The organism is Duganella sp. Leaf126 (assembly GCF_001423125.1).
In the GTDB taxonomy this organism is placed as follows: domain Bacteria; phylum Pseudomonadota; class Gammaproteobacteria; order Burkholderiales; family Burkholderiaceae_D; genus Rugamonas.
The window spans coordinates 35,561-55,427 of the sequence record NZ_LMNW01000001.1 but is presented as its reverse complement, the minus strand read 5'-3'; the positions used below and the strand labels follow the sequence as shown (position 1 = coordinate 55,427).

The following is a 19,867-nucleotide window of genomic DNA, read 5'->3' as shown; positions in this document are numbered from 1 at the left end:
AAAAGAAAAACCTGGGGTGTTATCCGTCCGTCTGGCCTTGAGCGCGCTGGCGGGCGCCACCGTGCTGTTGTCGACCGCCCAGGCGCAAACCGTCACCGAGGCAAGCAGCGCGGCCGAACCGCAGAAGGTGATCATCACCGGCTCCAATATCGCCCGTATCGCCGGCGAGGGCTCCACCCCGGTTGAGATCATTTCGCGTGTCGATATCGAAAGAAGCGGCGCCAGTACCGTGGTGGAAATGCTGAGCAAGCTGCCGTCGGTCGGCGTCGCACTCGACGGTAACAGCTACAACTCGTTTGCCGGCGGCGCCAGTTCGGTCGCCCTGCGCGGCCTCGATGCCAAGTACACGCTGATCCTGCTCAACGGTCGTCGCCTGGCGAACTACGGTTTCGCCAACGGCGCAGAAAACAGTTTCGTCGATCTCAACAATATTCCGCTGGCAGCACTCGAGAGCGTCGAGATCCTGCGCGATGGCGCTTCGGCCATCTACGGCTCGGATGCGGTGGCCGGCGTGATCAACTTCAAGACCCGCGACAACTACCAGGGCATGGAAGTGACCGGCAACGTCGGCGCCAACGTCAAGGGCGATGGCTCGACCTTTAATGCCAGCCTGACCAAGGGCTGGGGCGACCTCGACAAGGATGGCTACAACGTCCTGATGACGGTCGATGCGCTCAAGCGCAATTCTCTGCAAAGCAGCAAGCATTCCGCGCTGGCCAATCCCGACTACACGCGTTTCGGCGGCACCGACCAGCGCGCGCAAACCGAATTCCTCGGCTACGTGCGCGACTATGACAATGGCGAGCCAGGGTATGTCATCCCTGGATGCCAGGGCACGGTCGGCATTGCTGCAGGGACGCTGGACCAGGTCTGCTTCACCAAGCCCAATAGACAGCTGACACCGCGCATCGAGCGCGCCGGCTTTTCGACCATCGTCACCAAGCGTCTGGGCGGCGGCGACGAGCTGTTTGCCGAACTGGGTCTGAATCACAACAAGTCGCTGTACACGCAAGCCTATCCGAATTTCAGCAGTGCCCAGCTGGTGCCCACCGATGGCACCACCAATCCCGGTGTGCTGGGCTTGCCAGGCCCGACCGATAGCACCAACGGATTTACCCCCGGCGACCGCTTGCAGGTATTCCACGCGATCACCGAGGCAGGTCACAAGGTCGAAACCATCAAGAACGACACCGCGCGCCTGGTGACCGGCTGGCGCGGCAGCGTCAAGGGCTGGGACAGCGAATTTGCCGTCAACCTCAATCGCAGCAAGCTCAACGACGACACCACCAACGCGGTACTGCTCGATGTCTCGACCCAGCTGCTCAACGACGGCGTGATGGGCAACGGCGGCTACGATCCGTTCAACCCGGCCAACCCGATGAGCGTGGTATCGCCGATGCTGTACACCATGCACCACACGGCGACATCCAAGCTCGGCACTGCCGAGTGGAAGATGAGCACGGCAAACCTGTTCTCGTTCGACGGCAGGCCGGTCGGTTTTGCCTGGGGTGCGCAGGCCAGCCATGAATCGATCGACGACGTTGCCGATCCACAGACGCTGGCGGGCAATATCGTCGATTACGGCGCCACCAGCAGCAAGGCGTCGCGCAGCCTGTATTCGGTCTACGGTGAACTGTCGGTGCCGGTACTGCCCAAGCTCGACGCCCAGCTGGCGCTGCGCGGCGACCATTACAGCGATTTCGGCAACAGCTGGAATCCGAAGCTGGCGCTGGCCTGGCGTGCTACCGATGCAGTCTTGCTGCGCGGCTCGGCGACCACGTCGTTCAAGGCGCCGACCTTGCCCGAGATCGGCTCGGTCACCACGGCGTACACCACCGTTGCCGACTACGTCCGTTGCGGTCCGCTCGGTTATGTCGGCGCACAGTGTTCGTATTTGCCGAAGGTCTACCTGAAGGGCAATCCCGACCTGAAGGCGGAAAAGGCCAATAACTATTCGCTGGGCATCGTCTTGCAGCCGATGAAAAACCTGTCGGCGTCGCTCGACTGGTACGGCATCGATCAGCGCCAGACCATCCAGTCGCTCGACGCGCAATACATTCTCGATCACGAAGACAGCATTCCCGGCTACGCAGCGCTGATCGAACGCGACCCGCGCAATCCGGCGCTGGAAGCCACCCACCCGGGCCTGAACAAGGGCCGCATCAAGAGCATCACTGCGCCGTTCATCAATGTCGGCAAGACCAAGATCTCGGGTGCCGACCTCGATCTGAAATACGACCTGGCGCTGGGCAGCTATGGCAAACTGCATTTCCACGAGGTGAACAACTACACCTTCAAGTACGACCAGAGCATCGCGCCGGGCCAGGATATCGAGAGCCGTCTGGGCGGCACGGTCCACCCGCGCTGGAACAATTCGTTCCTGACGGCCTACCAGTTCGATGTGCACCAGATCGGCCTGACGGCGCGCACCACCGCCAGCACCCTGAACATCACCGATCCGACCTACACGCAGGATGCAGCGATCACCAATGCGCGGATTCCGTCGTACACGGTGTGGGACCTGAACTATTCGCTCAAGGCCAGCAAGCAGCTGAGCGTGAACGTCGGCGTCAACAACGTGTTCGACAAGGCGATGGTGTACTCCAACAGCGTCTACAACGATACCTATGTGCAGGGCCTGAACGACGTGGTGGGCCGTTACGCCTACGTCAACGCGCGTTACGCTTTCTAAGCGGGCCCTGTCCATTTTTTAGCGTCCTTTCCGGCGTGAGCCGGGAAGGATTTTTTATGGCTGCGAAGTTCGCAAACGGTGCTGCGGATGAAAAAAGCCCCCGGTTCGCCTGGCAGCGAGCCGGGGGCTTTTACGCCGTATACTTTTAGCGGAACTTGTACTCGGCGGTCACACGGACCGAGCGGCCCATGACGTCCGCATTATCTTGCGGAATGACGCCACCACCACTTTCGTTAAAGGCGCGCAGATCGAGCGGCGGCCGGCGGTTCGTCACATTGCGCATGAATATGCTCAGCGTCAGGTCGCGAACGCCGGTATAGGTGAAGTTCCAGTCCAAGCGGCCGTAAGCCTTGATCTGACACTCGTCGGCCGACCACTTGAGCTTGGTGCAGCCTGCGGACGTATAGGTTTCGTCGAAGTAGTCGGTATTGAGCGCCGTCTTGCTCTGGTAGATCAGGCGCAGACTGTTGGTGAAGTCGCCGGTCTTGAGCGCAGCGGTCACATTGGCAACCGTTTTCGAGTAACCGTAGCGACCGGCCAGGTTGTCGCCGTAGCTGTTGAGCGCGCTGCTGAAGTTTTTCAAATCCAGCAGGTAGGTGGCGTTCGCTCCCAGGTCCATGCGGCCGATGCCGGTATCGAAACGCGTATTGGCCGAGGCGTCGATACCGCTGGTCTTGGTGCGCGCCACGTTCAGGAACGAGCCGGCAGTGCCGCTAAGCCTGCCGCTGGTCACGCCATACGTTGTCTGTTCTGCGGTGGTAAACGTTTTGTCGGAGGACAGTGTATCGCGCTTGATCGTCCCTGCCGGCTGGTCGGCTTCCGCTGCCAACAGCTCGGCGGTGGACTTGATACCGATTTCATCCTTACGCTCGATACGCCAGTAGTCGACCGACAGGTTGGTGTTTTTGATCGGCTCGAGCACGAAGCCGACCGTCCCCATATGGGTGGTTTCTGGCTTGAGGTTGGGGTTGTTGAGCACGACGCTTGGAACGCCCGTCGCACACTCGTTGCCTTCGACCGTGTCGGCGCGCGCCAGCAGCAAGGCCTTGTTGGGGTCGCTGTTCGGCAGCGCTGCAGACTGGGTGCGCAAGGCCTGGCCCAGCGCCTGGGCTTGTGGACAACGTTTCGGATCAACCACGCCGTTATCGAACGCAAACTTGCTCGATTGGGCGCTCTCGGTCAGGTTCGGTGCGCGGAAGCCTGATTCCAGCGTGCCGCGCAGCAGGAACGACTGGGTTGCCTTCCAGGTGGCCGCCAGCTTGGGCGAGGTGTGTGCCTTGAACCCGGGGAATTTATCGATACGCGCTGCTGCAGTGACGTCCAGCGTGGAGGTGACCGGCAGGCTGACTTCGGCAAATGCTGCTTCCGTGGTGCGCGAGGCATCGGCTGTGGACGAGCCATAGCCGACGATATCCCCCTGCAGCAGGTTGTCCGTAGGCATGATCTTGAACTGTTCGTGGCGCACTTCGACGCCGGCCGCCATATTGATGGCGCGGTCGGCAATCTTGCCCACTTCGCCCGTCAGCTTGGCGTCGGCAAAGTACTGGGTGATCTTGCCGTCGTAGCCGTTGGCCGGGAACAGGGTGTTGAGTACCTCCGGCGAATTGACCTTGCCGATCTGGTAGCCGTGATTAAAGAAGTTCGGATCGCGCACGCTGAACGTATCGGGATCGAAGTTGTTGTAATCGCCGATCTCTTGCTTGAAGCCGCTGTTGCTGAGCGCGCCGGCACTCCGCATTTTGGTCTTGCTGCCCATGACGCCTGCTGCCGATTCCCAATCGAAATTGCGCCAGTTACCCTTGACGCCGCCCAGTACGCGGTACTGGTCGCTGGTCGCTTCCTTGTAGGACGGTGCATCGGCAAAGCGATAGCGCAACTCGACGTCTTCGCCTGTCGTATTGAGCGGGTGCGTCGCTGGCAGGTACTGGTAGATAAAGGTCTGGCCTGCGCCCCACACCGTGTTGGCAGTGGTCGAGCCATACGTGGCGAACGCCGAGGTGTAGCTGGTCTTGGTGTGCGAGTACAAGGCTTCGGCAAAGGCTTCGGTGCCGCCGCCCAGGTCCAGTTTGCCGGAAAGCAGCGCGTTGACACGGTCCGCCTTCGGCACCGCTTCGAAGCGGCTGAAACGGTCGTACACGCACAAGCCGGCGGCGTTGAGCGTGGCGCAGCCCGGTACCGGACCCTGTCCGATCAGGTTGCCCGGGTAGGAGAAGGTCGATGGCGCGCCGCGGTTGCCGAACATCAGGCCGCTGCCTGGCGCCACGGCCGAGAAGCGTTTGCCGTAGTCGGGGTTGATGTCGTCGACGAGGTCGCGCCACAGTGCTTCGTCGCGCTTGAAGACTTCGACATTGGCCAGCACATTGTATTTGTCTTTGTCCCAGTCGCCGAAGCCGCCGGTGATGCTGGCCGTCTTGGTCCTGAACTGGCCGTTCTTCAAAGACTGGTCGTAACTGGCGCGTGCCTGCAGCCCCTGGAAGTCGGAGCGGGTGATGATGTTGATGACGCCTGCCACCGCGTCGGAGCCGTAAATCGACGAGCCGCCATTGCGCAGCACTTCGATGCGCTCGATGGCGTCGAGCGGCAGCGAGTCGAGGTTGGTGAAGACTTCGTTGTAGTCGGCCAGCGCATATGGCGCCACACGGCGCGAGTTGAGCAGGACCAGCGTCGACTGCTTACCGAGATTGCGCAGCGAGACTGCCGAAGCACCACTGGCGAACGAGTTGGAGCCGCCGATGTCGGACAGGGCACCGGTGGACGACGTCAGCGTTTCCAGCGCTTCCTTGACCGAATTGACGCCCAGGCGCGCGATGTCTTCTTTCTTGAGGATCTGGACCGGCGTGGCGGTTTCGGTATCGATGCGCTTGATGTTGGAACCGGTGATCACGACCTTTTCGATCGACCTGGTGCTGTCTTCCTGAGCGACAACGTGAGATGACGCCAGCGTGAGCGCGACAGCGGTCACGCTGGCCTTCAAAGCAATCTTCTTCATTACAACTCCCGGGTATGTTTTTTTAAGATGCCTGCATGTGTTAGGTCCGTGCAGTGCTTTATTAGTATAGGAGTAGGCATTCTGGTTTCATGGGAAAAGGTGTAAATACAACATGGTTGACTTTCTTATGCGCAGTTTTGGGGCAGGCAACGTTGTATTTACACATCAAGCATCTCGCTACAAGGTCACCCGCAGCCCCAGGTAATACCGTCTTCCGATCGGATCGTAGGTCGACGCATCGGTTTCGGCGCCGGTGGTATTGCCGGGCAGGCCGCTGATGATCGGTGGCGGCTTGGCGTTGAAGGCGTTATCCAGGCCCAGGTAGAACTGCACCGAGCGGCGCAGGTCGTAGGTGAGCTGGAAATCGTTGTAGGTGCGCGAGCCGATCTTCACTGCACCCGGCGCGATCTCCAGGCTCTTGAGGAACTGGTCGTCGAGCGCCACCGGGCCGTTGTAGGTGGCGGTCCAGTTCAGGCCGAAGTCGCGCCACTTGTAGGCGGCGTTCAGCACGGCCTTGTTGCGCGGCGCGTTGACCTGGCTGGACGTGACCTCGCCGACGTCGTTGTTGCGCTGGTCCTCGGGACCGGGCGTGGCCTGGGTCCATAGCTTGCGCAGGTGGGTGTAGGCCAGGCGTGCGCTGAGCCGGCCAGGTCCCGCGCGGCCGGCCCAGGCGGCGGTCAGATCGACGCCCTCGGTGCCAAGGCCGCCGCTGTTGGTGACGGCCGTATCGCTGTATTCGATCAAGCCGGCCGACAGGTTGCCCACTGCCGCCGGGCGGCGCTTGATGAAGCTGCAGAACAGCGGGTTGCCGGCGTTGTAGCACTGGTCCAGCGCGTACTGGCGTTCGGTGGCGACGATGGCGTCGGCAATGCTGATCCTGAAATAATCGACAGTGAAGGTGGCGCCGGACAATGGCGCGATCGAGCGCGGGGTCAGCACCAGGCCGATCGTGGTCGAGCGGCCTTTTTCCGCTTTCAGGTCGGGGTTGCCCGCGTTGTAGCCGCTGATGCCCTGGCGGTCCTGCTGCTGCAGGCTGAACACGCCGCCGTTGGCAGCCATGTTCGCCTGCACGCCGGGCGCAGCCATGCAGTTGACGGCCAGCGGCGATGTCATGCCGGCCGTGACGCCTTCGCAGGGATCGACCAGGCCGGTGGGAAAATCCTGTGTCGGTGACTGGTACAGCTCGTTGATATTGGGGGCGCGGGTGGACTGGGCGCGGGTGGCGCGCAACTTGATGTCGGGCGTGACCGACCATTCGCCGCCCACGTTCCAGCTGTTGGTGCTGCCCACGGTGGAGTAATCGCCGTGGCGGAACGTGGCCAGCAACGACAGCTCGCGCGCGTAAGGGCGGTCCTTGAGCAGCGGCACCCGGGTTTCGGCGAACACTTCGCGCACCTGGAACTTGCCGTAGGTGGGCGGCGTGGCGTTGCCGGCATTGAGGCCGGCCTGGGTCAGCGGGTCGGGTACGGCGCTCGATTCCTCGCTGCGCCACTCGACGCCTGCCGCCAGCCCTACCTTGCCGGCAGGCAGTTGCCACAGCTCGCCGTTGACCGACGCGCCGGCCAGCTTCTGGGTGACCGACGTCAGCAGCGAGCCCGGTGCGGTCACGTACTTGAGCGCCTCGGGCATGATGGTGCCGGGGCCGAAGATATTGATCGGCACGCAGCCCTCGGCCACCGCGTTGGCGTCGCGGCACACGGCCGCACCCGCGCTGCCCGGTACGGCGTCGAGCGCCTGGCGCAGGTTGGGCACGTTGACCTGGCCGGTGGAATTTTGCGCTTCCTTGGTGCGGCCATAGCTGACGAACGCTTCGTAATTCCAGTCGCGCACATTGCCCTTGAGGCCGGTGGCCAGGCGGAAGGTGTCGCGGTCGGCCTGGGCCCGGCGCGGGCCGAACTCGGACAGGCGGCGCGTGAAATAGTAATCGGGGATGCCGTCGCCGTCGGTGTCGCTGATGCGGTCTTACAGGTATTGCGGCACCAGCGGATTTTTCACCAGCACACCGTTGACCAGCGCCCCGGCCGGCGCCTGGCCGCTGGCCTTGAACACGTCGTCCGCGCCGAGCGGAAAGGCTTCGATGTTGGTGGTGGTCTTGGTGGCCGCATACGTGCCTTCAAAGAAAGCGCTGACGCTGTCGGTCAGGGCGCGGGTGCCGTTCAGGGCGAACAGGTAGCGCTCGGTGGGCACGGCGATCGCGCGCAGCGCCGAGCGGTTGTAGCCGGTGGCCGGACCGTTGTCGCCGTTGGTGTCGACCGCAATGACATTGCCGCTGGCGTCGTACGTAAAATCGGTGTCGCCGTCGCCAATGAAGCGGCCGGCCGGGGTAAAACCCGAGTAATACGGACGGATCGGCGTAAACGCCAGGTCCGGCCGGCCGCGGCTGATGGCCGAGGTCTGGTCCACAGCGGCGAACGGCCGGTCGCGCGAATACACGGCACCCTGTTTGGTGTAGCCGAAATGGCCCATCAGGTTGCTGGCGCCGTCTGCGCTGGTGGTGCCGAAGGTCAGCGAGAGCTTGCGCTTGTCGTCGTCGTGCTCGGCGCTCCGGCCGGCCTGGGCGTCGATCACCAGGCCTTCGAAATTGCGCTTGAGGATGATGTTGACCACGCCGGCCACGGCGTCCGAACCGTAGGTGGCCGAGGCGCCGCCGGTGAGCAGTTCCACCCGCTCGATGAAGTCGGTGGGGATGGTGCTGAGATCGACCGCCGTATCGCCAGGCACGCCGGAGACGAAACGGCGGCCGTTGACCAGCACCAGCGTGCGCGAGTCGCCGAGGTTGCGCAGGTTGACCGTGGTAACGCCGCCGCCCGAGGTGAGGAAGTTGGAATTGGTGCGGCTGAGCGTGGGCGTGCCCAGCGTGGGGTTTTTCTGCAGTAGCTCCTGCAAATTGGTAGCGCCCGACGCGGCGATGTCGGCCGCGTCCAGCACCTGCAACGGCGATGGCGACTCCGCGCCCGGTGCGGCAAGGCGTGAGCCGGTAACCACCACCTGCTGCACCGGACCCGGTGCGGCAGGCTGCTGCGCTGTTTGGGCTTGTGCCGGGGGCAAGCTCAGCGCCAGTGCGCCGACGCATGGGATGGTCCGCAGCAGACGGACCAGCTTTTTCTCTGTGAACATTGCAGCTCCTCGTAAGTGTGGTTGACACCGCCTGGCGGTGGCCGCCGGCAGTCAGGCGCACGGCGTGACCGACCAATGTCGCACCGGCGCACGGCCACGTAAACGGGCGCTCGTCCATATTCACAAAAAACCAACAATATTATTTATACACTAAAGCTCGCTAGAACGGCTGCTGAAAAAGTTGCTGCCACAGTGTTTGCACGTGCGCGACGTCGTCGGCCACCAGCGCCGGATCGACCCGCGCCAGGTCCTGTCCCTGCAGGCGCAGCTGGTGCTGCAGCTTGCGCAGCTTGCGGTAGGCGTCGCCGACCTTGGCTGCCAGCCCGGCGTCGAGCAGGCCGAGGCCGGCCATGATTTTCAACAGGCCGATATTGCCCATGTTGACCGTCAGTTCCGGGTACTGGGCCGCATATTGCAGCACCAGGTACTGGACCATGAATTCGACGTCGATCATGCCGCCTGCATCCTGCTTGAGGTCGAACAGGGCGGTCGGGTTGGGCTTGGCGTCGCGCATGCGCTTGCGCATCGCCACCACTTCGGTGCGCAGCGGACCGTCGAGCGGGCGCGGCTTGCGCAGCACGGCATCGCGGATCTGGTCGAAGCGCTGGCCGATCGCGCTATCGCCGGCACAGAACCGCGCGCGCGTGAGCGCCTGGTGCTCCCAGATCCATGCCGAACTGGTCTGGTATTTTTCGAACGCGCCCACGCTCGAGACCAGCATGCCGGAGGCGCCGTCCGGGCGCAGTGCGGTATCGATGTCGAACAGGATGCCGGCCGACGTGTGCGACGTCATCCAGGTGATGAAGCGCTGCGCCAGCTTGGCGTACTGGGCCGGCGCATCCTGGTCGGCGTCGTCGAACAGGAAGATCACGTCGAGGTCGGACACGTAGCCGAGCTCCTTGCCGCCCAGCTTGCCGTAGGCGATGACCGCGAACTGCGGCACTTCGCGGTGGCGCGTGGCCACCGTTTGCCAGATCGCCTGGATGGCCGCATCGACGATGGTGTCGGCCAGCGCCGACAGGTGGTCGGCCAGCCGTTCCACGGTCAGGTCGCCGGCCAGGTCCTGGGCCAGCAGGTGGAACAGCTGCGCGTGGTGGACTTCGCGCAGGATGTCCATTTGCCGTTCGGTATCGCCGCTGGCGGCAGCCAGCTGCAGCCGCAGGTCGGCCGCCAGGCTGATGGGATCGAACACGGCGTTGCGCACCCGCTCGTCGAGCAGTTCGTCGAGCAGGATCGGATGCTGACTCAGGAACTTGGCGGCCCAGCCGCTGGCGTGCACCATGCGGATCACGCGCACCAGCGTGTGCGGATACTCGGTCAGCAGCGACAGATAGGCCGAACGGCGCGCGACCGCCTCCAGGAAATCGAGCAGCCGGCCCAGCGTGGCATGCTGGTCGCCGGCCGACTCGCGCGCGCAGGCGACGATCAGCGGCGCGGCCGTATTGATCAGCGCCTGCAGGCGGTTGCGGCTGGCCTCGGGCAGCGATTGCAGGCGCGGCGCCTGCCAGGTCGCCACCAGCCGCCGCGCGGCACCTGCGGCGTCGGTAAAACCGAGTTCGGCAAACTGCGCCACCATCGCTTCGAAGTTGTCGGGATCGGCGCAGTCGGTGCTCGATTGCAGTGCGATCTGGTGGTCGCTGTCGCCCGACTTGTCGGCGAACATCTGGTCGAACTGGCCGGCCACGAACTGGCGATGGGCGTCCAGCTGCGACAGCAGGGCCGGCACATCGGCCACGCCCATCATGTCGGCCACCAGCTGGCGGTCGGCCTCGCTGGCGGGCAGGGTATGGGTCTGGGCATCGTCGAGGTACTGCAGGCGGTGCTCGAGGTTGCGCAGGAAGGTGTAGGAAGCGAGCAGTTGCTGGACGATGGCGTGCGACAGCAAGCCTTTGTCGGCCACGATGCGCAAGGTGGCGCGGGTCGAGCGTTCGCGCAGCGCGGCGTCGCGCCCGCCCCGGATCAGCTGGAATACCTGGGTCAGGAACTCGATCTCGCGGATGCCGCCGCGGCCCAGCTTGACGTTGTTGCTGCGGTCCGGGTGCAGGCGCTCCTGGCGGTTCACCTCGGCGCGGATCTGGGCGTGCATGGTGCGGATCGCGTCGATCACGCCGAAGTCGAGGTAGCGGCGGAACACGAACGGGCGCACGATGGCCTCGAGCGCGGCGATATCGTCGGCGCGGCCCGTCACTGCACGCGCCTTGACCCAAGCGTAGCGTTCCCATTCGCGGCCCTGGACGATCAGGTAGTTTTCCACCATCGACAGGCTGGCCGCCAGCGGACCGGAACCGCCGTTCGGCCGCAATGCCATATCGACCCGGAACGTGTAGCCATCTTCGGTGATCTCGGCCAGGGCGGCAATCAGTTTCTTGCCCAGGCGGATGAAGTACTCGTGGTTGGACAGGCTGCGCTGGCCGGCGCCGGCGGCCGTGTCGCCTTCCTCGGGGTAGACGAAGATCAGGTCGATGTCGGACGAGACATTGAGTTCGCGTCCGCCCTGCTTGCCCATGGCCAGCACCATCAACGCCTGCGGCTGCCCGGAGTCGCGCCCGGTCGGCACGCCGTGGGCGGTGCGCAGCTCGGCGTCGATCTCGGCCACGTGGCGGGCGATGGCAAAGTCGGCAAAGCGTGTCATCGCTTCCACCACCTCGCCGAGGTCGGCACGGCCTTCGAGGTCGCGGCGGATCAGGCCGCATACCAGCAGGTTGCGCAGGCGCCGCATCGACCGTACCAGCGGCAGCGGCGGCGCGCCTTCGGGCCCGGCCACGGCTTCCTGCGCCAGGTAGCCGGCCAGGTCGATCTCGGCCAGATTGACCTGGGCGATGGCGTCGGCCTTGGCGGCGCGATCGGGGGCGGCGGCCAGCCAGCGCTGGTAAAAGCGGGAAACGGTGGGTGCGATCATGGGGCAATATTCCTGTTGGGTTTCCTAAAGCGCGATGTACGCGGTACCGGTTAACCGAGTAGCAATCACAATAATACTTGGCGACAAGATTAAATCGGGGAAAACCTAAAAAGCGCTGTGAAAACATCGTTTTACGAAAGCCGGCGCCGCTGTGCGGCCATGCCGATGCGGTAGAATCGCGGGACAGGCGACCAGCTTGAACCCGATTTATCGATCATTGTAGGGTCAGCAGACCGGATTTTTAATTACCTGATGCAGAAAACAGAAGAGGAGACCGTCGCAGCCGAAGGGCCGCTCGCCGTGCGCTGGCACCGGTTGCGCGCCGCCTATCGGGTCTGCAACGTGGCGACCCACCACCTCCTCGATGTCACGCTCAAGCTGGCGCTGCTCGGCTATTTCGCCTTTGCCATCCTGGTCCTGCTGCTGCGCTACCTGGTGCTGCCCAATATCGAGCACTACCGTGGCGACATCGAGCGCCTGGCCAGCCGCGCCATCGGCAACCGCGTCACGATTGCCCGCATCGACGCGTCGTGGAGCGGTTTCCGTCCCACGCTCACGCTCGGCGACGTGGTGCTGCAGGACCGCCAGGGCCAGCCGGCGCTGCGCCTGCCCGAGGTGGCCGCCACGCTGTCCTGGATGACGGCAGTGACCGCTTCCCCCCGTTTTCACGCGCTGTCGCTACGGCAGCCCGACCTCGATATCCGCCGCGCTGCCGACGGCAATCTCTACGTGGCGGGCCTGTACCTCGATCCGGGCAAGCCGTCCGACGGCCGTGGCCTGGAATGGCTGCTGGCCCAGCGCGAAATCGTCATCCGCGACGGCCGCGTGCGCTGGACCGACGACCAGCGCGGTGCGCCCCCGCTGGCGCTCACCGGCGTGACCGCACGGCTGCACAACGAGTGGCTGCACCACCAGCTGGCGTTCAGGGCCACGCCGCCGGCCGCGCTGGCCGGTCCGCTCGACGTGCGCGCCGACTTCGCCCATCCGGCGTTCGGCGCCCGCGTCTCGAACACGGCGATGTGGAAGGGCGAACTGTACGCGGACCTGCGCGATACCGATGTCGCCGCCTGGAAAGCCTGGCTTGATTTCCCGTTCGCGCTGCAGTCGGGCGGCGGCGCGCTGCGCGCCTGGCTCAGCTTCGACCATCAGCGCCTGACCGGCTTTACTGCCGACCTCGGCCTGCGCAATGTGTCGGCCGTGCTGGGCGAGGACTTGCCGGTGCTCGACCTGCAGCAGGTGACCGGCCGCATCGCCGCGCGCGAAGAATGGCCGCTGCTGGCCGCCGCCGCGCCAGCCCGGACCTCCGGCACGTTCGGTGCCCGCGGCCACAGCGTCGAGATCAGCAAGCTGACGCTGACCACCAGCGACGGCCTGGTGATGGCGCCGACGTCGCTGTCGGAAAAATTCACTGCCGCCAGCGGCGGCAAACCGGAAAAATACCAGCTGCGCGCGCCCCAGCTGGACCTGCGCACGCTGGCCGGCATCGCCGCGCGTCTGCCGCTCACGCCGCAACAGCGCACGCTGCTGGCCGATACCGCGCCCAGCGGCCTGCTGCGCGATTTCTCGGCCGAATGGCAGGGTAAATTTCCGGCGCTGCAATCGTACCGGGTCAAGGGCGACCTGGTGAGCCTGAGCCTGAAACCGCAGCCGGCGCGCCTGGCCCAGCCGAGGAAGGGCAAGAGCCCGGCCACGGCGGCGGTGCCGGCGATCCCCGGTTTCGACAACCTGACCGGCACCATCGACGCCACCGACCAGGGCGGCAGCTTCAGCCTGGCGTCCGAGCAGCTGGTGCTGCAGCTGCCCGGCTATTTCACCGATGCGGCGATGCCGTTCGACCGCCTGAACCTCAAGGCCCGCTGGTCGTTCGAACCGCATGACCAGTTGCTGCTGAGCATAGACCGCATGGACTTCCTGCAAGATGGTTTATCCGGCACGCTGCGCGGCACGCACCGCATGGCGCTGTCGGGCAGCGGCGCCGGCCAGGCCGATCTGACCGGCACGCTCGACGGTTTCCAGGTCAACCGCATCGGCCGCTACCTGCCGCTGCAGACCCCGCACGACCTGGCGGCCTGGCTGACCGGCGCACTCGAAGGCGGCACCGCCAGCGACGTCAGCGTGCGGCTGCGCGGCGACCTCGCGCATTTCCCGTTCCACGGCGAGCATGCGCCGCACGGCGAATTCAAGGTGGCTGGCAAATTGACCGAAGGTAAGCTCAACTATGCACCGGGCCAGTACCTGCGCGGCGGCAAGGAGCTGGGCAAGGACGGCCAGCCGCTGCCCGAATGGCCGCAGGCCGAGCACATCAAGGGCACCTTCGTGTTCGAGCGGGGCCGCATGGAAATCCACGGCGACACGGCCACCACTGGCGGCGTGGCGCTCAGCAGCGTCAAGGCCGTGATCCCCGATCTGACCGTGCACGATTCGATGCTGGAAATCGATGGCAATGCGGCCGGTCCGATGCAGGAATTCCTGCGCTACGTGGACCACAGCCCGGTGCTCGACTGGATAGGGCGGTTCACCGAGGATACCGAGGCGACCGGCAACGCCACGCTGGCACTCAAGCTGCGCCTGCCGCTGGCCCACCTGCTCGACGCCAAGGTGGACGGCACGCTGCAACTGAATAACAACGACATCGTGCTGATGAAGGACTTGCCGGTGGTGCAGGCGGCCCAGGGCAAGATCGAATTCAACGAGCGCGGCGTCAACCTGAACCAGCTGTCCGGCACCTTCCTCGACGGCCCGGTGGCGATCACGGGCGGCACCCAGCGCGACAATGCCATCGTCATCAAGCTCGGCGGCATGCTGACCGCCGAGGGCTTCCGCAAGACCTACCAGGCGCCCGTGATGCAGCGCCTGGCAGGTCATTTCTCGGGCACGGCCCGCTATACGGGCACGGTGACGGTGCGCGACCACCAGCTGGTGGTGGCGGTCGATTCCAGCCTGTCCGGGCTGGCGCTGGACTTGCCGGCGCCGCTGGCCAAGCCGGCGCTCGATACCATGCCGCTGCGTTTCGTCCTCAGCAGCGGCCTGACGCCGGACGCCGGCGGCGCCCTGCACGACGATATCCGCATCGGCCTGGGCAGCGACATTGCCGCCCACTACCAGCGCCAGAAGACCGTCACCGCGGCCGGCAAGTCGCCCTGGCAACTGGTGCGCGGTGGTATCGGCGTCAATACGCCGGCGCCGGAACCGGAGAGCGGCCTGACCTTCAACATCAGCCTGCCCGCCATCAACGCCGACGCCTGGCTCGATTTCGGCAAGGCCGTCGCTGGCGAAGGCGGCAGCAGCAATCCAGGCAGCAGCGCCACTTCCGGCGGTACCGCAACCGGCGACGCCGACTTCAGCCAGTACGTGGTGCCCAACGCCATTGCCGCCCGAACCAGCGAGCTGCTGGTCGGCGCCCGCAAGCTGCAGAACGTGGTGGCCGGCGTCACGCGCCATCGCGGCGTCTGGCAAGCCAACATCGATTCCACCCAGGCCAATGGCCACCTGACCTGGAGCGAACCGTCGACCGGCCACGGCCTGGGCAAGGTGACCGCGCGCCTGTCGTCGCTGGTGATCCCGGCCTCGGCCTCGAACGAGGTGGCCGATCTGCTCGACGGCAAGGGCAGCGCTGCCGCCACCATCCCGGCGCTCGATATCAAGATCGACCGTTTCGAGTTGTTCAACAAGCCGCTCGGGGAGCTCGATCTGCAGGCGAACAACGTGCAGCTGCCCGACGCGCGCGAGTGGCGCATCAGCAAGCTGTCGCTGGCCAATGCCGACGGCGAACTGACCGGCACCGGCAAATGGACCACGCGCGGCACCCGCCATACCACCGACCTCCAGTTCAACCTCGACATCGCGGATGCCGGCAAGCTGCTCGACCGCTTCGGCTTTGTCGGCACCGTGCGTAACGGCAAAGGGTCGCTGAAGGGGGACATCGCCTGGAATGGCCTGCCGTACGGCATGGACCTGCCCAGCCTGTCCGGCCGCATCGCCATGAATGTCGAAAAAGGCCAGTTCCTGAAGCAGGATCCGGGCGCCGCCAAGCTGCTCGGGGTACTGAGCCTGCAGGCGCTGCCGCGCCTGCTCAAGCTCGATTTTCACGACGTGTTTTCCGAAGGCCTGGCATTCGACGGCCTGACCGCCGACGCCACCATCGCGCACGGCATCGTGCGCACCGACAACCTGAAAATGCACGGCATGGCAGCGACCGTGCTGATGGACGGCACTGCCGACATCGCCAACGAGCTGACCAATCTGGACGTGGTGGTGATCCCGGAAGTCAATCTCGGCACGGCGCCGCTCGTGTACGCGCTGGCGGTCAATCCGGTCATCGGCCTGGGCAGCTTTTTGGCGCAATTGTTCCTCAGCGCCCCCGTCATGAAGGCATTGACCTATCATATGCAGGTGACCGGGCCGTGGAAGGCGCCGGTCGTCACCAAGCTCGACCCCGCCAAGGTGGCACCGCCGGCGGCCAGGAGCGCACAATAATCACTACCGGGAGACTTGCCATGCACCATACCGTCGCCGCCATCCAGATGATTTCCTCGCCGTCCGTGACGGACAATATCGCCACCGCCGACCGCCTCGTGCGCCAGGCCGCCGCCGGCGGTGCGCAGCTGGTGCTGCTGCCCGAGTACTGGGCCATCATGGGCGTACACGACAGCGACAAGGTGGCCGTGGCCGAACCGCTGGGCCAGGGACCGATCCAGGACTTCATGGCCGGCCTGGCGCGCGAGCTCGGCATCTGGCTGATCGGCGGCACGCTGCCGCTCGCGTCGAGCGACCCGCAGAAGGTCGTCAACACCACGCTGGTCTACGATCCGCAGGGCCAGCCGGCCGGTCGCTACGACAAGATCCACCTGTTCGGCTTTACCAAGGGGGCCGAGTCGTACAACGAATCGAAAACCATCGTGCCCGGCACCCACCTGGGCGTGATCGAGGCGCCGTGCGGCAAGGTGGGCATGGCGGTGTGCTATGACCTGCGTTTTCCGGAACTGTTCCGCGCCATGGGACCGGTATCGCTGATCGTGCTGCCGGCAGCATTTACCTACACCACCGGCCAGGCCCACTGGGAAATCCTGCTGCGCGCGCGCGCCATCGAAAACCAGTGCTACGTGCTGGCGGCAGCGCAAGGCGGCATGCACCCGAACGGCCGCCGCACCTGGGGCCACAGCATGCTGATCGACCCGTGGGGCACGGTCAAGTCGGTGCTGGCCGAAGGCGAGGGCGTGGTGGCCGGCGCGCTCGACCCGGACTTCATGCACGGCGTGCGCGAGAGCTTGCCGGCCCTCAAGCATCGCACCATGTAACAGTGATCCGCAAGACAATCGTCATGAAACCTGCCGAAGCCCGTCTCTCCACCCTGGCCGTCGCCCGCGACATCCTGCTCACGCCGTTCGGCCTGGACGAGGACAAGCTGCTGAAAACCCTGGGCACGATGTTTACCCACAAGGTCGATTACGCCGACCTGTACTTCCAGTTCACCAAGAGCGAGAGCTGGGGCCTGGAGGAAGGCATCGTCAAGACCGGCAGCTTTGCGATCGACCAGGGCGTGGGCGTGCGCGCCGTGGCAGGCACGCGCACGGCGTTCTCCTATTCGGACGATATCTCGGACAGCGCGCTGCGCGAGGCGGCTGCCGCCACCCGCACGATTGCCCGCGCCGGCAGCGGCCGCACCAAGGTGGCCGGCGCTGTCACGCCGGTGGACGGCCGCGCCCTGTACCTGCCGCACGATCCGCTCGCCTCGCTCGATGCGACGGCCAAGGTGGCGCTGCTCGAGCGCCTCGAAACCATGGCGCGTGCGCGCGACCCGCGCGTGGTGCAGGTGATGGCCGGCCTGGCCGGCGAATACGACGTGGTGCTGGTGGCGCGCAGCGACGGCGTGCTGGCGGCCGACATCCGGCCGCTGGTGCGGCTGTCGCTGACCGTGATCGTCGAACAGAATGGCCGCCGCGAGACGGAAACGGCCGGCGGCGGCGGGCGGTACCGCTACGATTATTTCAGCGATGCGCTGCTGGCACGCTACGCAGCCGAAGCGGTCGATGCGGCCATCGTCAACCTCGATGCGCGCCCGGCGCCGGCCGGTCCAATGACCGTGGTGCTGGGCCCGGGCTGGCCCGGCATCCTGCTGCACGAGGCGATCGGCCACGGCCTCGAGGCCGACTTCAACCGCAAGGGGTCCTCGACGTTTGCAGGGATGATCGGCGAGCGCGTGGCGGCCAGGGGTGTCACCGTGGTCGACGACGGCACCTTGCCCGACCGCCGCGGCTCGCTCAATATCGACGACGAGGGCAATCCCACCCAGTGCACCACGCTGATCGAGGACGGCATCCTGACCGGCTACCTGCAGGACACCCTGAATGCGCGCCTGATGAAGATGCCTGTGACCGGCAACGCCCGCCGCGAATCGTTTGCCCACCTGCCCATGCCGCGCATGACCAACACCTATATGCTGGGCGGCGACCGCGATCCGGGCGACATCCTGGCGTCGGTCAAAAACGGCCTGTACGCAGTAAATTTCGGCGGCGGCCAGGTCGATATCACCAACGGCAAGTTCGTGTTCTCGGCCAGCGAGGCCTATATGATCGAAAACGGCAAGGTCACCTATCCGGTCAAGGGCGCCACGCTGATCGGCAACGGCCCCGAGGTGCTCAACCGGGTGACGATGATCGGCAACGACATGCGGCTCGACCCCGGCGTGGGCGTGTGCGGCAAGGAAGGGCAGAGCGTGCCGGTCGGCGTGGGACAGCCGACCCTGCGCATCGATGGCGTGACCGTCGGCGGCACGGCCAGCTGACGGCTGTGGGTTTTTTGCAGGGAAGGGCTTGCCAAGCGCATATTGATCGGCGTATAGTCGTTTTACTGTTTTTAAGTTTTCACCCGACACCCAACGAATTCGTCGCCATGACCCGCTTCTTCTTTACCGGCTACTTTTACTTTAGCAATTCCAACCCGAGGCGGTGGAGTAGCGGCCGGTGCACGTAGCAGTCCAACGAGTTCCAGCAAATCCAGAAAAAACCGCCTCTGCAGGCGGTTTTTTTTTACCCCGACTTATCTGAAATAATGGAGAACAGCATGCCCCGCACCGATGATTTACGGATCCGCGAAATGAAGGAATTGACGCCGCCGTCCCACCTGATTCGCGAGTATGCGTGCACCGACAAGGCGGCCAGCACGGCGGCCGAGGCGCGCGTCGCGCTGCACCGCATCCTGCACGGCCAGGACGATCGCCTGATGGTGGTGGTGGGGCCATGCTCGATCCACGACACCACGGCAGCGATCGAGTACGCACAGCGCCTGGTGCAGCTGCGCCAGGAACTCAAGGGTGACCTGGAAATCGTCATGCGCGTGTACTTCGAAAAGCCGCGCACGACCGTGGGCTGGAAAGGCCTGATCAACGATCCGTTCATGGACAGCAGCTTCCGTATCAACGACGGCCTGCGCATGGCGCGTGCGCTGCTGCGCGACATCAACGAGCTGGGCCTGCCGGCCGGTACCGAATACCTGGACGTGATCAGTCCCCAGTACATCGCCGACCTGATCAGCTGGGGCGCGATCGGCGCCCGCACCACCGAGTCGCAGGTGCACCGCGAACTGGCGTCCGGCCTGTCCTGCCCGGTCGGGTTCAAGAACGGCACCGACGGCAACGTCAAGATCGCGGTCGACGCGATCAAGGCCGCGTCGCAGCCGCACCATTTCCTGTCGGTGACCAAGGGCGGCCATTCGGCCATCGTGTCCACCGCCGGCAACGAGGATTGCCACATCATCCTGCGCGGCGGCAAGGCGCCGAACTACGACGCAGCCAGCGTCAACGACGCGTGCCGGGCGATTGCAGCTCAGGGCCTGGCGCCGCGCGTGATGATCGACGCGTCGCATGCCAACAGTTCGAAAAATCCGGAAAACCAGGTGCCCGTGTGTGCCGACATTGCCGGCCAGGTGGCCGGTGGCGACACCCGCATCGTGGGCGTGATGGTGGAATCGCACCTGGTGGCCGGCCGCCAGGACCTGGAGCCGGGCAAGACGCTGACCTACGGCCAGTCCGTCACCGACGGCTGCATCGACTGGGAAGCGAGCGTGCAGGTGCTGCAGGGACTGGCCGCCGCCGTGCGCCAGCGCCGCCTGGCCACGCAGGCCGCCGAAGCGGCTGCGAAGTAGGCAGCCAGGCCCGGCCAGGCCAGGCCCG

General features: G+C 65.1%; 9 protein-coding genes. 5 read left to right on the top strand and 4 right to left on the bottom strand.

Annotated features, from left to right (window positions below):
• The first annotated feature begins 16 nt into the window (after nucleotides 1-16).
• A complete protein-coding gene (locus ASF61_RS00160) occupies nucleotides 17-2,692 on the top strand; it encodes a TonB-dependent siderophore receptor (RefSeq protein WP_229205658.1) in 2,676 nt (891 codons plus the stop codon).
• A gap of 145 nt (nucleotides 2,693-2,837) precedes the next feature.
• On the opposite strand, the gene ASF61_RS00155 is transcribed toward ASF61_RS00160, so the two are convergent.
• The 4 genes from ASF61_RS00155 to glnE form a co-directional block, all read right to left on the bottom strand.
• Nucleotides 2,838-5,681: a TonB-dependent siderophore receptor gene (locus ASF61_RS00155; RefSeq protein WP_056149823.1), complete on the bottom strand. Its 2,844-nt coding sequence runs from the start codon at nucleotides 5,679-5,681 to the stop codon at nucleotides 2,838-2,840.
• Between the two features lie 177 nt (nucleotides 5,682-5,858).
• On the bottom strand, nucleotides 5,859-7,613 hold the full coding sequence (locus ASF61_RS23825; RefSeq protein WP_255354538.1) for a TonB-dependent receptor domain-containing protein: 1,755 nt from the start codon (nucleotides 7,611-7,613) through the stop codon (nucleotides 5,859-5,861).
• A gap of 30 nt (nucleotides 7,614-7,643) precedes the next feature.
• On the bottom strand, nucleotides 7,644-8,798 hold the full coding sequence (locus tag ASF61_RS23820) for a TonB-dependent siderophore receptor (RefSeq protein WP_229205657.1): 1,155 nt from the start codon (nucleotides 8,796-8,798) through the stop codon (nucleotides 7,644-7,646).
• A gap of 160 nt (nucleotides 8,799-8,958) precedes the next feature.
• Nucleotides 8,959-11,697: a bifunctional [glutamate--ammonia ligase]-adenylyl-L-tyrosine phosphorylase/[glutamate--ammonia-ligase] adenylyltransferase gene (gene glnE / locus ASF61_RS00145; protein WP_056149820.1), complete on the bottom strand. Its 2,739-nt coding sequence runs from the start codon at nucleotides 11,695-11,697 to the stop codon at nucleotides 8,959-8,961.
• Between the two features lie 252 nt (nucleotides 11,698-11,949).
• On the opposite strand from glnE, the gene ASF61_RS00140 reads away from it, so the two are divergent.
• From ASF61_RS00140 to aroG, 4 genes are all read left to right on the top strand, one after another.
• Entirely contained in the window at nucleotides 11,950-16,173 is a 4,224-nt protein-coding gene (locus ASF61_RS00140; protein ID WP_056149818.1) for a YhdP family protein, read from the top strand.
• A 20-nt stretch (nucleotides 16,174-16,193) separates the two neighbouring features.
• Entirely contained in the window at nucleotides 16,194-16,994 is an 801-nt protein-coding gene (locus tag ASF61_RS00135; protein WP_056149812.1) for a carbon-nitrogen hydrolase family protein, read from the top strand.
• A 23-nt stretch (nucleotides 16,995-17,017) separates the two neighbouring features.
• On the top strand, nucleotides 17,018-18,481 hold the full coding sequence (gene tldD, locus ASF61_RS00130; RefSeq protein ID WP_056149809.1) for a metalloprotease TldD: 1,464 nt from the start codon (nucleotides 17,018-17,020) through the stop codon (nucleotides 18,479-18,481).
• Nucleotides 18,482-18,759: 278 nt separating this feature from the next.
• Nucleotides 18,760-19,839, top strand: a complete 1,080-nt coding sequence (aroG, locus tag ASF61_RS00125; RefSeq protein ID WP_056151139.1) for a 3-deoxy-7-phosphoheptulonate synthase AroG — start codon at nucleotides 18,760-18,762, stop codon at nucleotides 19,837-19,839.
• Nucleotides 19,840-19,867 lie beyond the last annotated feature (28 nt).

What these genes read in the sequence shown, in the direction of transcription:
- ASF61_RS00155 (WP_056149823.1), bottom strand. Translation starts at nt 5,681, where the DNA reads ATGAAGAAGATTGCTTTGAAGGCCAGCGTGACCGCTGTCGCGCTCACG.
- ASF61_RS23820 (WP_229205657.1), bottom strand. Translation starts at nt 8,798, where the DNA reads ATGTTCACAGAGAAAAAGCTGGTCCGTCTGCTGCGGACCATCCCATGC.
- glnE (WP_056149820.1), bottom strand. Translation starts at nt 11,697, where the DNA reads ATGATCGCACCCACCGTTTCCCGCTTTTACCAGCGCTGGCTGGCCGCC.
- ASF61_RS00140 (WP_056149818.1), top strand. Translation starts at nt 11,950, where the DNA reads ATGCAGAAAACAGAAGAGGAGACCGTCGCAGCCGAAGGGCCGCTCGCC.
- ASF61_RS00135 (WP_056149812.1), top strand. Translation starts at nt 16,194, where the DNA reads ATGCACCATACCGTCGCCGCCATCCAGATGATTTCCTCGCCGTCCGTG.
- tldD (WP_056149809.1), top strand. Translation starts at nt 17,018, where the DNA reads ATGAAACCTGCCGAAGCCCGTCTCTCCACCCTGGCCGTCGCCCGCGAC.
- aroG (WP_056151139.1), top strand. Translation starts at nt 18,760, where the DNA reads ATGCCCCGCACCGATGATTTACGGATCCGCGAAATGAAGGAATTGACG.